Here is a 12,752-nt window from a genome sequence, read left to right on the forward strand (position 1 = left end):
GAGAAGCTGGGTGTAGGCGTGGTGCGGATCGTCGAGCACCCGGTCGGTCAGGCCGTGCTCGATCACCCGTCCGTACTTCATCACGATCATGCGCTGCGACAGCAGCCGGGCGACCGCCAGGTCATGGGTGACGATCACGACGGCGAGGCCCATGTCGGACACCAGCCGGCGCAGCAGGTCGAGCACCCGCGCCTGGACCGAGACGTCGAGGCCGCCGGTCGGCTCGTCCATGAACATCAGGCGCGGGTGGGTCACTAGGTTGCGGGCGATCTGGAGGCGCTGACGCATGCCGCCGGAGAAGCCGGTGGGCCGGTCGTCGATCCGCCCGGCCTCGATCTCCACCCGCGCCAGCCAGTTGGCGGCGGTATCGCGGATGGCGCCGTAGTGCCGCTGGCCGACCGCCATCAGCCGCTCGCCGACATTGGCCCCCGCCGAGACGCGCATGCGCAGGCCGTCCGCTGGATTCTGGTGGACGAAGCCCCAGTCGGTCCGCATCAGGAAGCGGCGCTCGGCCTCGGTCAGCTCGGCGAGGTCGCGCAGCGCACCGTCGCGCAGCCGGTAGCGGACCGACCCGGAAGAACGCTCAATCCTGGCCGAAACGCAGTTCAACAGCGTCGTCTTGCCGGACCCGGACTCGCCGACCACCGCCAGCACCTCGCCGGGCCAGAGGTCGAACGAGACGTCCCGGCAACCCCGGCCGCCGCCATGGTCCTTGGTCAGGTACCGAACTTCTAGGATAGGGCCTTCCATCACGGCGTCTCCCCGGCCGAAGTCACCGGCAGTCCGGTCCCGGCATGTCCGTCTGCCCGGCGGGCTTCGCAGTGGTCGGTGTCGGAGCAGACGAACATCCGCCCGCCCCGGTCGTCGATCACGATCTCGTCCAGGTAGACGCCGGTGCCGCCGCACAGGGCACAGGGGGAATCGAAGCTCTCGACCCGGAACGGATGATCCTCGAAATCCAGGCTGACGACGCTGGTGTGGGGCGGCAGCGCATAGATGCGCTGTTCCCGCCCGGCCCCGAAGAGCTGGAGCGCCGGCGAACGGTCGAGCTTGGGATTGTCGAACTTGGGGATCGGCGACGGGTCCATCACGTATCGCCCCTCGACTTTTACCGGATAGGCGTAGGCGGTCGAGATATGGCCGTGGGTCGCGATGTCCTCGTAGAGCTTGACGTGGACCAGCCCGTATTCCTCAAGGGCGTGCATCACCCGCGTCTCGGTCTCGCGCGGTTCCAGGAAGCGCAGCGGCTCGGGGATCGGGACCTGGAAGACGATGGTCTGGCCCGCCCGCAGCGGCGTTTCCGGGACCCGGTGGCGGGTCTGGATGATCGTCGCCTCTGACGTGCGGGTGGTTGTCCTGATCCCCGCTGTCCGGGCGAAGAGCGCGCGGATCGACACGGCGTTGGTGGTGTCGTCAGCGCCCTGGTCGATCACCTTCAGGATGTCGTCCGGCCCCAGGATCGCCGCCGTGACCTGGACCCCGCCGGTGCCCCAGCCATAGGGCATCGGCATCTCGCGGGAGGCGAACGGGACCTGATATCCGGGGATCGCGATGGCCTTCAGGATGGCGCGCCGGATCATCCGCTTGGTCTGCTCGTCCAGATAGGCGAAGTTGTAGGCGGGAAGTACGGGCTCGGTCATTCCGCCGCCTCCCGTCCGGTTTCTCCGGCTTCGGTTTCGGTTTCGGCGCGCATCCGGCGCACCAGCCCCAGCTCCGCCTGGAAATCGACGTAGTGGGGCAGCTTCAGGTGCTCGACGAAGCCGGTCGCCTGGATATTGTCGCAGTGGGCGATCACGAATTCCTCGTCCTGGGCCGGAGCCGTGCGTTCCTCGCCGAACTCGTCGGCGCGCAACGACCGGTCCACCAGCGCCATCGCCATTGCCTTGCGCTCCGATTGGCCGAGGACGAGACCGTAGCCGCGCGTGAATTGCGGAGGCTCCGTCCTGGAACCCTTGAACTGATTGACCATCTGGCATTCGGTCAGGCGAACCCGCCCGATCCGGACGGGAAATCCCAGCTCCGGCACCTCGACCTCGACATCGGCCAGCCCGATGCGGACCTCGCCGACGAAGGGATGGGTGCGCCCGTAGCCGCGCTGGGTCGAGTAAGCCAGGGCCAGCAGGAACCCCTCGTCGCCGCGCGCCAAGGCCTGGAGCCGCAGGTCCCTGCCCAACGGGAAGGCGACGGCGTCGCGGGTCAGGTCGGAAGGTTCGGCTTCGCGGTCAGGGCCGTTGCCGTCTCGCTCGATCAGCCCTTCGCCGTCGAGGATGTCGCTCACCCTCGGACATGGCTCGCTCGATGGGCAATCGGTGCGGCGATCCGGCGGTTCGACCGGTTCGTCGCCGGCCATGGCCGGATCGATCAGCCGGTGGGTGTAGTCGAAGGTCGGTCCCAGAAGCTGGCCGCCGGGCAGGTCCTTGTATATCGCGGAGACGCGCCGCTCGACCTGCATCGCCGAGGTATCGGCCGGCAGCGACGCCGCGAACCGGGGCAGGGTGGTGCGGTAGGCGCGCAGCAGGAAGATCGCCTCGATCATGTCGCCGCGCGCCTGCCTGAGGGCCATCGCTGCCAGATCGGGATCGTACAGCGAGCCTTCGGCCATCACCCGGTCCACGGCCAGCGACAGCTGGCCCTTGATCTGGTCGAGACCGAGTGCCGGCACGTCCCTGTCGCCCCGGCGGCGGTCGGCCAGGAGCCGATGGGCCTTGCCGATGGCGGCCTCGCCGCCCTTGACGGCCACATACATGTCAGATGCTCCGGATTTGGGTGGTGCGGGGCAGTGCGGTCGCGGCGGCGCCGCAGACCAGCAGCACATCGACGCCGCGTGGGAAAAGCGCGTTGTTGCGCGCCCAGGCGGTGGTGAAACCGTCGGGCAGCCCTCGGGGCGCTATCCGCCGCTCACCGTCGATGCCGGGACCGGACAGCACTAGCGGCGTCCCGCCGTCCAATGCCGAAACCGTGACGAGCAGGGTCGCGGACCGGTCGGGATGTTCCGCGGTACCGATGGCGAAGCCCTCCGGCAGCGCCGGGCAGGGACCGCCGCCGAGGATTGCGAAAGCGCAGGCCGCCGCGTCGGCGGTCAGACGCGCGCCGGTATGGAATGCGATCCAGCCGGCCAGACCGGGCGCTTCGCGCAGGCGCTCGTCCAGATAGACCGGCGTGTCGCCGTCGGCCAGTGCCGCGACGATGGCCGCCGCCGCCGGCGCCAGCGGCGCCGGAGCGTCGATCCTGGGATCCAGCGCTGCGATCGTGCCGGGGTTGGCGAAAGCGTTCATGACTGCGGCAAAGACCGCCTGGGAACCGAACACCGGATCGTGGAACCCGCCCAGAACAGCCGTATCGGCCGCTCCGGATGACGCGGCATCGGGAAATCGTTCCGCCATCAGTCCTCGCCTCGGACCATGGTAAAGAAGTCCACGCGGGTAGCCGCCGTTTCCTCCGCCAGCACCCGGTCGGCGGCGGCTTCCGCCGCGATGGCGGGTCCGACGACGGTTGCCTCGATCCGGCCACGCCAGTCGTCCCGCTGCCAAAGTGCGTCCAGGTGTGCCGCAAGGCGGGCCTTGGCCATGTCCCGGCCCAGGACGATCGCGTGCCCGACTTCGCCGCTGGACAGCCGCACGCTGGCCCTGGTGACCGTGGCCTCGCCAAGGTTGAAGGGAGATCCGCCGCCGCCGATGCGCCCGCGCAGCATGACCAGCCCGACTTCCGGACCGCGCACGGGCAGCGCCTCCGGGATCGCGCCGCCGAGCTTCGTCAGAGCGTCGCCCAACAAGGCACCGGAAGCGCTCGCGAACGCGGCGATGGCGCGCTGCCGGGCAACGATTTCCGCGGAGACCGGCCCCCCGGAACCAAGCCAATTAGATCGTTCTGATGTCTCACGCTGACCCATGCACCACTCTCGAAAGCTGCTGGCTTTGAACAAGTTGTCTATTCATCTAGACAACTATTCCGGTGTGATGCATACTGACGTCTGTGGGTGACACACTGATGACGGTCACATGACTCAAAAATAAAGACTGCATACGCCGGAGTGACCGTGACGCCCGATCCAACCATCGGAATTAGTGGAATCAGCCTGTGGCGGCATGTCGCCGAGGAACTGCGGGCCTTCATCACGCGGGACGAGGGGAGCAGCGACCGCCTGCCGGCCGAAGCGGTCCTGGCCGCCCGTTTCGGCGTCAACCGCCATACGGTTCGCCGGGCCATCTCCGCGCTGACGCAGGAAGGCATCCTGAGGGCGGAGCGGGGCAGGGGCACCTTCATCGTGCGCCGTCCCCGCCGGCTCGTTTATCCGGTCGGCCCACGGATGCGCTTTTCGGAGACGGTGACCAGCCAGTCGCTGGAACCCAGCGGGCGCCTGATCCGGGCGGAAAGCCATCCCGCCGACCTGCGGACAGCCCAGGCGCTGGACCTTCGTCCAGGACAAATGGTCCATCGCCTGGAGACCCTGCACGTCGCGGATGGCGTACCGATCTCGGTCGCGACCTCTTGGTTCCCGGCGGACCGCTTTCCGGGGATCGTCGCAGCCTATGCCGGGACTGGTTCCATCACGAGGGCACTGGCGGAAGAAGGGCTGGCGGACTACCGCCGCCGCGACACCCGCGTCACCGCCGAAAAGGTTGCGCCTGCCGATGCCGGGCATCTCGGCTGCGCCGTCGATGCCGTCGTCCTCGTGACCGTCTCGATCAACGTCGAGCCCGATGGGAAGCCGATACAGCTTTCGCGTACCCGCTTCCTGGCCGACCGGATCGAGCTGACGTTCCTGACCTGATTTCCTTGCTCTCCCCGCGAATACCGGTGAACTTCCGCCGATCGTCCAAACCCGCCAACGTCGAGGCCTGAATGCCGGCGCCGTCCATCCACCCGTTCTCCTTCGACCCGACCCATGGATACTCGGCCGCCGAACTGCTGCAAGTCGGTTCTCCCGAACCGCCCGCCGGCTTCGAGGCCTTCTGGCGCCGCCGCTATGCCGCAGCATTGACGGTCGATCCGCGGCCCGCGATCAGCGGCGCCCGTTCCGACAGACGGCATCCGGAGTGGTGGATCTGCGATCTGGAATACCGTTCGACCGGTGATTTCCCCATTCGCGGATGGCTCCTCCTGCCGCGCGGCGAGCCGGTCGAACGAGGACTGGTGGTCGGTCACGGATACGGCGGGCGCGACAATCCGGATCTCGATCTGCCTGTGTCGCGCACGGCCCTGTTGTTTCCCTGCTTTCGCGGGTTGTCGCGGAGCGCCCGCCCGCCGATTTCGCAGGACCCGAACTGGCATGTGCTTCATGACCTGGACAAGCGCGACCGGTACATCATCGGCGGCTGCGTCGACGACCTGTGGCTGGCCGTTTCGGTCCTGCTGATCCTTTACCCCTGGCTGATGGGCCGCATCGGTTATGCCGGCATCAGCTTCGGCGGGGGGATCGGAGCGCTAGGCATCCCCTGGGACCGCCGCATCGCGCGCGGCCACCTGAACGTCCCGACCTTCGGCAATCATCCCCTGCGGCTGTCCCTGCCGGCCACCGGCAGCTCGTCTTCGGTCCAGGCATATGAGCGGCGGCACGGCACGGCGCTCGACACGCTCAAATACTACGATGCGGCCACCGCAGCGCGGTTCATCACCGTTCCGATGCACATCGCGGCGGCCTTGTTCGATCCGGCGGTTCCGCCGGCCGGACAGTTCGCCGTTCATAACGCCATACCGGGCTGCAAGAAACTCTTCACACTCGACGCCGGCCATTTTGACTATCCTGCTCAAGCCGATCAGGAACGAGCCCTCCGGGGCGAACTGGGACAGTTTTTCGCCGAGCTATGAATCGTGAATATCACCGCTGGTACAGCCATCGGCTGGGCCGGGACATGGAGTTGCTGATCTTCGGCCATGCCGGGGCGAAGGTCCTGGTCTTTCCGACGCGGGACGGCCGGTTCTGGGAATATGAAAGCCTCGGGCTGGTCGCAAGTCTGGCGGACAAGATCGATGCCGGCCAAATTCAACTCTACTGCGTCGACAGCGTCGATCACGAAAGCTTCTACTGTTTCTGGCGGCGTCCCGGCGACCGCATCAGGCGGCACATGCAGTTCGAGGACTATGTCCTGAACGAGGTCATGCCGCTGATGACGGCCAGGAACCCGCATCCCTGCCTGATCGCGCACGGGTGCAGCCTCGGTGCTTTCCACGCGGTCAACATAGCGCTCCGCCACCCGCACCTGTTCCGCAAGATTACCGCGTTTTCCGGCAGGTACGACTTGACGCTGAAGGTCGACAGCTTCGATAACCTACTGAGCGGGCACTACTGCGACTCTGTTTACTTCAATACGCCGACCCACTTCCTGCCGAACCTTTCCTGCGATTGGCGGCTCGGCCATCTGCGCCGGATGGACATCGTCCTGGCGATCGGGGCCGAAGATCCCTTCCTGGACAACAACCGCCATCTCAGCGACCTGCTCCACCGCAAAAGCATCGGCCATCGACTGCAAATCTGGGATGGCCGGGCGCATCAAGGACGATACTGGCGCAGGATGGCGCCACTTTACATATGAACAGAGACGGAGGATCGATCGAATTGGCTGACAGTGCGGCCTTCATCCAGAGGAAATTCGCGAATGACAGCCCTGGAAAAGCCCTTGGCGACTATTCCTTGAGACGGTCAGGCATGTCCGTTATGCCTGGGGCATGGCAGGTGCTTCCAGCCAGACGAAATGCCGGAAAGGCATGGTTTTTCATGGTATCCCTTCTACCCGATACCCGCTTCTGTCGCCCGTCACCGGTCTTGCCTTCCGGTCTGCACCCGGCTGTGTCAACGTTATGAGCAAACGTCAGGAAGCGCTGGCCCAGGTTGCAGCCTTGCCCTACAGGATAATTGGCGGCCGGGTCCAAGTGCTTCTGATTACATCCCGTGGAAAGCAGCAATGGATCATTCCGAAGGGCTGGGCGGAAAAAGGCGTCAAGCCGCATGCCATGGCGGCGCAGGAAGCCTTCGAGGAAGCCGGAGTACGGGGAAGGATCGGGAAGCAACCCTATGGCTCGTACCATTATACGAAACGCCTGAAGGATAAGCGGTCGGTCAAATGCCTCGTCGCGGTCTATCTGCTCGAGGTCGAGGAGGAACTGGAGGAATGGCCGGAAAGGGACGAACGCCAGCGGCGCTGGGTTTCGTCGTTTCAGGCGCCGCTGTACATAAGGAGACTCAGCCTGACGACGATGCTGCTGCATCTCGGCTTCGCCGGACCAAGCAGCACCCCATCGTCCGCCTCGAAGAAGTACGGCCCTGTGAAGCGTAGCGCTCTAATCCTGAGATCCATCATCGGCGACATCAAGAATTAAAGAACTCTACCGCTTCCCGAGGTTAGCGATGCATGGATGAGCCGATGTCTTTCCGGCGCGTTGCGCTTGCTCGACATCCGGCAAAATCTCTACCTTTCATGCCACTTTTTCTATTTGCCGCTGAAAAACCGCCGACTGCGCCAGGGCTGAATTGCCGAAGCGCGGATTTCCGGTGATCTCCGCCTCCACCCACGGCGGCAGCAGAACCGTCTCGTTCAGGTGCGAAAGCTCCACTTCCGCGATGATCAGACCCTCATACGAACCGGCGAAGACATCGACATCCCAGAAACAGTCGGCGAAAAGGACCGAATGCCGGACCTTTTCGATAAATCCTCCATTGCAGCGATGCCGCATCAGGTCAAGCGCCTGCTCCAAGGAAATCGGCCAGTTCCGCTCCTGTCGGACTCCGGGTGCTACCCAACGCTTGCAGGTCACCATAGCCTGATCGCCTATGATCCGAACTCTGAATTTCCGTCCGGATCGGCGGAGGATGTAACCCTGAACTATACGCACCTGATCCGATGACCAAAAAGAACAAGTATCGTGAACGAGAAAGCGGCGTTCGATTTCAACGGACCTGTTCATCTTGGATACTACCTCGTGATTGCGCGGTATACATATAGACTTTTCATCAGATTGTCACATAAAATGCAAATAGCTCTTGGTTAACTTGTCCTTAATACGGTTTTATTGCATGAAGCTAGAAATTTATTTAGAAGCGGTCTGCAATTTAATTACGAAACCACTTTTGGTTGAAGTATCTGCCCAACGTGACATCAGTTGACCAGAAGACAGGAACAGAGGAAACCAAGCAGGAAGTGCGGGCCTGTGAAGACTTTGTGACTGGCGCTACCGATTGCCCAGGGATTCCCGCACTCTCAGGGAGCCTCGGTGGATTGGAGTTTCCCTGTCGGCCATTCACCCCTGGGATGACGATCCAAAGCAACGTCCTCGCCCAACTCGTCTTCGACGCCATGCCGTTGCGCCAACCCGATCATTTCGCGGCAATGCTGTCCGGCGAAGAGACACTCTTGGGAACTCCGTGAAGAGCTGACGATCATCGTCTCTGCATACGATGGAGTTCCAGGCATCTGACGAAAACGGGCACGTTGGGGGCAAGTTACGGCGCTAGGGTGAGGCCCGACACCAAACGTTCCGGACCGGTGAAGCTACGATGCCGCTGGTACTGCATAATACGGAGAGTGACGCGAGCGACACCTTATCATTGACGGTGATCTGTCGCAGAAAATGACGACCGATGATTGAATGCTGAAAAATACATTCAATAAACATCAATAGTTATATGAATATTGTGTGAAAGCCTACCTTGAAAATCGAGGAACCCGCGTCTCGTCTGTTAGGACAGTTACTGTAATTTTCTTCCCGAAGATGCGAGTCCCGTAATGAACATTGCTTCCAAACCTCTGATCCGCAGTAACGGTCCTGCGCTGGAATGTGGAAGAAAAAGCCGCGGGACGACGTCACGCGGCTTTTTCTATACCCAAACCGGAAGGCTCAATCCGGACTGCCTAAACGCTCAGCCGCCGGACTGCCCGTCAACGGACCATCTTTGCCGCCGGTTTCCCGCTTCTCGCGCATCGCCTTGTTGGCCTCTTCCGCTTCTTTACCGTCCTCGCTGCCGAACAGCCTGTCGGCGTCCTTAGCGTTCTGCTTGGGATCACTTTTCAGCGCTCCGCTCAGGGTCTTGTCGGGTGTCTTTTCCATAGTTTCGATATTCCCGGAGATTTCATCTTCTGCAATAGAACAGAGAATAGTTGGCTGGAGTTCCGGCTGGACCGCAAGAACCCGCGCTGTTGAATTCACGTATTTACGGCTTGAGGGTGAAAATTCGGATAGGACGGTGACGGCGCCCGGCGGCTGCTGTTTGAGTGAGGTCCCGCAATTGTTCCGGCTTTTGAAGAAGTATCCTGCGATGAACATGATGAATACCGAAGTCGAACTGAAGCTGCGTGTCGGTTCGGAGAGCCTCGACGCCTTGGCCGCCAATCCGATCCTGGTCTCGCCCTCGGCAAGCAGCGGACATCTGCACGCTACATATTTCGACACTCCCGATCTCCGACTGCATGAACAGGCGATAAGTCTGCGGGTGCGCCGCGAGGGCGAACAATTCGTCCAGACCTTGAAGACAGGCGATGCCGGACCGGCCGGACTGCACCGGCGGAGCGAATGGGAAGCGCCGGTCCGCAGCAACAAGCCGGACCTCAACCTTCTTCCAGACAAGGTGATCCGCGAATACTTCGAGGATATTGCTGAAACGGACCTCGCTCCGGTGTTCGAAACCATCGTCGAGCGGACCACCCGTCACCTCGATTACGGAAATTCCACCGACGGCGCCGCAGCCATCGAGGTCTCGCTCGATCGCGGTGAGATCCGGGCGGGAGAGACCGTCGTACCGATTGCCGAAGTTGAACTGGAACTGAAGCTAGGCCCGGCCCAGGCGCTGTTCGACCTGGCACTGGAACTGGTGGATATGCAGCCTGCGCGAGTCGAAACCCGCAGCAAGGCCGAGCGCGGCTATGCACTGGTCGCCGGTGATACCGATTGCGCCGTCAAGGCGGGCCGGCTTGGACTTGATGCGGACGCCAGCGGCGACGACGCACTTGCCGGCATCATCAGGCATTGCATAACGCATATGATCGCCAACGAAGCGTGCGTGGCAGCCGGGATAGATCCGGAAGGCACTCATCAAATGCGTGTGGCCCTGCGCCGGTTGCGCTCCGCCATGGTCCTTTTCCGCCGCTACGTACCGGCCGAGCAGTACGCCTGGCTGAACGCGGAGGTGAAGTGGCTGGCGGGCAGCCTGGGTGACGCGCGCGATTGGGATGCCTATAGCGCATCCCTGCTGGCTCCGGTTCGCTCGGCCATGCCCGATGCGGCCGAACTACAGGCCCTGGGCGTTGCTGTCGAGACGGTCCGCCGCCGCTCCTACAAGGCCGCACAGGAAGCGGTCGGTTCCGCCCGTTACACGATCCTGCTGCTCAAACTACAGGCCTGGCTGGAAACGCGTGCGTGGCGCAGCCAGGAAACGACTGGAAAGGCGGCGCTCCTGATGCGTCCCGTATCCGACCTTGCGGGCAAGCTGCTCAGCAAGCGGCATCGCAAGGTCTGCAAGCTGGGCCACGATTTCGCAAGTCTGCCTCCGGACCAGCGTCACGAGGTTCGCAAGGCATTGAAGAAACTCCGCTACTCGGTGGAGTTCTTCCAGAGCCTGTATGCCGGCAAGCGGTTGAAGCAATACCTTGACCGGCTGGAGGGTTTGCAGGATGACCTGGGCCATCTCAACGATGTCGCTACCGCTCGGGACCTGACGGAGCGCCTGAAGAAGGACAATCCGCGGGTCGCCGGCGATTGGCGTGTAGGGTGCGGCGTGGTCCTGGGGTGGCACACCCAGGCGGCCGGCATCCTGGAACCCCGTCTGCTGGAGCATTGGGATCGCTTTGCCGAAGCCAAGCCCTTCTGGCGCTGACGCTCCTGGCCGCACCGAAAGCAAGGAAGATGAAGTCGATCGCCCAGTATGTATCCGCTGTCCGGGAACTTATCCGGGAACGAGTCCGGGTTCTGTCGGAATACGACAGGACCGAGCTCGACTATGATGAGGATTTGAAGCGGCGTCACTCGAGACGGGGAGGCCAGGAACCAACGATTGCGAAGCGGCGCGGTACTGGACGGTCGGAACAGGAATAGGAACAAATCCGAGGTTGTGGAGTGCGCCCCGAGGAAAAGGCGACCGATGCCCTGCCGATGAAAATCGCGGATGAACCCGGTCGAGCCGGCAACAGGCCTGCGGCTGCGAGGCTGCCTGCCGGACGACTCCGTTCAAACGCCTCCTATTTCGTGAAAAGAGATGATTTGGCCTCCCGACAAGTCCGGAAGCAATCTCAGTAGAGTTAACTCGGGAAGCAAAGCCCCGTAGTTTTCTCACTATTGTAATAATAGCGCAATACATCACTGACATATTCTTGATCAATTCAGAAGAGTGCCCGGTGCATTAATCTGAAGTTCAATCTATTTTCCGGTAGATTTGGTGAATCTGCTAAATCGATCCGCCGGTAAGTCGATCCGCCATGGAGAGATTGATCTTGTCTCTCTGCCGACCTGTCATGGGCATGGCGATAATCAGCACCAGGGAGGCCTTTCCGGATGTCCGATACGCCCAGCACAGGCGGCAATTTCCGCCTTCAGATCCTCCACGCGTCGGACCTGGAAGGCGGGATCGACGCGATCGAACGCGCACCCAACTTCGCGGCCATCGAACAGGTCCTCGAAGACGGCGCCGAAAACTCGATCACCGTGTCAGCCGGCGACAACTACATCTCCGGCCCGTTCTTCAATGCCTCGGCCGATGCGGCGCTGGGACCGGCCTTCGCCGATGCCTACAACTTCATCTACGACCTCCCGGCCGATGGCGGCGCCGACAGCTTCGACTCGCTGGCGCCGGGGCAGGGCCGGATCGACGTTTCCGTGATGAACCTGATGGGGTTCGACGCCTCGGCCTTCGGCAACCACGAGTTCGACCTGGGCACCGATGCGGTGGCTTCGATCATCGGAGTCAGCGCCGAAGCTCCCGAGGCCGGCGCCGAAGCGCTGTCCGGGATCGACTGGCTCGGCTCCCAGTTCCCCTATCTCTCGTCGAACCTCGACTTCGTGGGCTCCGGCCTTGAAGAACTCTATACGCCCGAGCTGCGGACTTCCGAAAGCTTCCGGACCGACCTCGACGCGGCGGTGGGCGGCGCGGCCGATCCCGCGAAGATCTCCGGATCGGCCATCGTCGAGGAGAACGGCGAGCGGATCGGCGTCATCGGTCTCACCACGCCGGACCTTGAAGAGATTTCGGCGCCCGGCGATGTCGGCGTCGGCGGCTCGGACGAGGATCTTTCCTCCCTCGCGGCCTTCGTCAATGCGGAGGCGGCCCGGCTTGCCGAACAGGGCGTCAGCAAGGTCGTGCTGGTCAGCCATCTTCAGCAGCTCTCCCTCGAACAGGGTCTGGCGCCGCTGCTGACCGGCGTAGACGTCATCGTCGCCGGTGGTTCCGACACCATCCTGGCCGACGGGACCGACACCTTGCGTCCCGGCGACGAGGCGGCGGGGGGCTATCCCTTGATCGCGACGGGTGCCGACGGCAACCCTGTCGCGATCGTCTCGACCGATGGCGAGTACAGCTATGTCGGCCGTCTGGTGGTCGAGTTCGATGCCAATGGCGTGCTGATCGCCGACAGCATCGATGACGGGGAAAGCGGCCCCGTCGCGACCACGGACGAAGAGGTCGCGGCCCTCTACGGCGCTGCCGATCCCTTCGCCGAAGGCACCGCCGCCGCCGAAGTGCGCGATCTGGTCGATGAAGTCCAGGGTATCGTGACGGAGCAGGACGGCAACGTCTTCGGCCTCAGCTCGGTCTTCCTGGAGGGCCGCCGGAT

General features: G+C 63.1%; 14 protein-coding genes. 7 read left to right on the top strand and 7 right to left on the bottom strand.

Annotated elements, in window-relative coordinates; all coding sequences use genetic code 11:
* From phnK to phnG, 5 genes are all read right to left on the bottom strand, one after another.
* Positions 1-750: phosphonate C-P lyase system protein PhnK (gene phnK, locus AC5JJ6_RS21730; protein WP_496044060.1), on the bottom strand; the 750-nt coding region annotated here is incomplete at its 3' end.
* On the bottom strand, positions 750-1,640 hold the full coding sequence (locus AC5JJ6_RS21735; protein ID WP_496044061.1) for an alpha-D-ribose 1-methylphosphonate 5-phosphate C-P-lyase PhnJ: 891 nt from the start codon (positions 1,638-1,640) through the stop codon (positions 750-752). The genes AC5JJ6_RS21735 and phnK, both read right to left, overlap by 1 nt.
* Complete coding sequence (locus AC5JJ6_RS21740; RefSeq protein ID WP_496044062.1) at positions 1,637-2,746, bottom strand: carbon-phosphorus lyase complex subunit; 1,110 nt, start codon at positions 2,744-2,746, stop codon at positions 1,637-1,639. Before AC5JJ6_RS21740 ends, AC5JJ6_RS21735 begins: the two co-directional genes overlap by 4 nt.
* A 1-nt stretch (position 2,747) precedes the next feature.
* Entirely contained in the window at positions 2,748-3,383 is a 636-nt protein-coding gene (gene phnH / locus AC5JJ6_RS21745; RefSeq protein ID WP_496044063.1) for a phosphonate C-P lyase system protein PhnH, read from the bottom strand.
* Positions 3,383-3,889 (bottom strand): phosphonate C-P lyase system protein PhnG, encoded by a 507-nt coding sequence (phnG, locus tag AC5JJ6_RS21750; protein WP_496044064.1) that lies wholly within the window; start codon positions 3,887-3,889, stop codon positions 3,383-3,385. The genes phnH and phnG overlap by 1 nt, the downstream gene beginning before the upstream one ends.
* Positions 3,890-4,036: 147 nt before the next feature.
* Between phnG and phnF the strand changes: the two genes are divergently transcribed.
* From phnF to AC5JJ6_RS21770, 4 genes are all read left to right on the top strand, one after another.
* Positions 4,037-4,771, top strand: coding sequence for a phosphonate metabolism transcriptional regulator PhnF (gene phnF, locus AC5JJ6_RS21755; protein ID WP_496044065.1), 735 nt, complete (start codon positions 4,037-4,039; stop codon positions 4,769-4,771).
* Between the two features lie 71 nt (positions 4,772-4,842).
* Complete coding sequence (locus AC5JJ6_RS21760) at positions 4,843-5,808, top strand: acetylxylan esterase (RefSeq protein WP_496044066.1); 966 nt, start codon at positions 4,843-4,845, stop codon at positions 5,806-5,808.
* A 44-nt stretch (positions 5,809-5,852) separates the two neighbouring features.
* Positions 5,853-6,533, top strand: coding sequence for an esterase family protein (locus tag AC5JJ6_RS21765; protein WP_496044067.1), 681 nt, complete (start codon positions 5,853-5,855; stop codon positions 6,531-6,533).
* Between the two features lie 133 nt (positions 6,534-6,666).
* Complete coding sequence (locus AC5JJ6_RS21770) at positions 6,667-7,317, top strand: NUDIX hydrolase (protein WP_496044068.1); 651 nt, start codon at positions 6,667-6,669, stop codon at positions 7,315-7,317.
* Positions 7,318-7,413: 96 nt separating this feature from the next.
* Here AC5JJ6_RS21770 and AC5JJ6_RS21775 read toward each other — a convergent pair whose 3' ends face one another.
* Entirely contained in the window at positions 7,414-7,755 is a 342-nt protein-coding gene (locus AC5JJ6_RS21775) for a CYTH domain-containing protein (protein ID WP_496044069.1), read from the bottom strand.
* Positions 7,756-8,069: 314 nt separating this feature from the next.
* Here AC5JJ6_RS21775 and AC5JJ6_RS21780 point away from each other — a divergent pair, with 314 nt between their 5' ends.
* The gene (locus AC5JJ6_RS21780; RefSeq protein WP_496044070.1) at positions 8,070-8,363 is read left to right on the top strand and encodes a hypothetical protein; all 294 of its coding nucleotides are present in this window, start codon (positions 8,070-8,072) and stop codon (positions 8,361-8,363) included.
* A gap of 469 nt (positions 8,364-8,832) precedes the next feature.
* On the opposite strand, the gene AC5JJ6_RS21785 is transcribed toward AC5JJ6_RS21780, so the two are convergent.
* The gene (locus AC5JJ6_RS21785) at positions 8,833-9,258 is read right to left on the bottom strand and encodes a hypothetical protein (RefSeq protein ID WP_496044071.1); all 426 of its coding nucleotides are present in this window, start codon (positions 9,256-9,258) and stop codon (positions 8,833-8,835) included.
* Here AC5JJ6_RS21785 and AC5JJ6_RS21790 point away from each other — a divergent pair.
* Both AC5JJ6_RS21790 and AC5JJ6_RS21795 read left to right on the top strand, forming a co-directional pair.
* Complete coding sequence (locus tag AC5JJ6_RS21790; RefSeq protein ID WP_496044072.1) at positions 9,251-10,804, top strand: CYTH and CHAD domain-containing protein; 1,554 nt, start codon at positions 9,251-9,253, stop codon at positions 10,802-10,804. The genes AC5JJ6_RS21785 and AC5JJ6_RS21790 overlap by 8 nt on opposite strands.
* 674 nt (positions 10,805-11,478) lie before the next feature.
* Positions 11,479-12,752 (top strand): metallophosphoesterase family protein (locus tag AC5JJ6_RS21795; protein WP_496044073.1); only part of this gene is annotated, 1,274 nt, incomplete at its 3' end.

This window comes from Skermanella sp., from assembly GCF_059503625.1.